Raw genomic sequence first — 230 nt, 5'->3', positions numbered from 1 at the left:
CCCCGGCATGCTGGTGCACCTGCATTCGCGCATCCAGGCGGTGGACTTCGCCGCCAGCGAGATCGATGCCGCCATCAGCGTCGGCAGCGGCGATTGGCCGGGGCTGCGTGCCCATCCGCTGCAAGCCGAGCACCTGGTGGTGATCGCCAGCCCGGCGACCCTCGCGGAATTGCCAGACGCCACGCCTGCCACCCTGGCCGACCAGCTGCTGCTGGGCGTGGCCAACAATC

1 protein-coding gene is annotated in these 230 nt (G+C 70.4%); it reads left to right on the top strand.

Going from position 1 to position 230, the window contains the following annotated elements:
- A partial coding sequence (locus tag FS767_RS22705; protein ID WP_256674318.1) for a LysR substrate-binding domain-containing protein occupies positions 1–230 on the top strand: 230 nt, incomplete at both ends.

Origin of the sequence: Pseudomonas sp. DE0010, assembly GCF_007680745.1 — a bacterium.
Taxonomy (GTDB): domain Bacteria; phylum Pseudomonadota; class Gammaproteobacteria; order Pseudomonadales; family Pseudomonadaceae; genus Aquipseudomonas; species Aquipseudomonas parafulva_B.
This window is presented reverse-complemented; position numbering and strand designations above follow the sequence as displayed.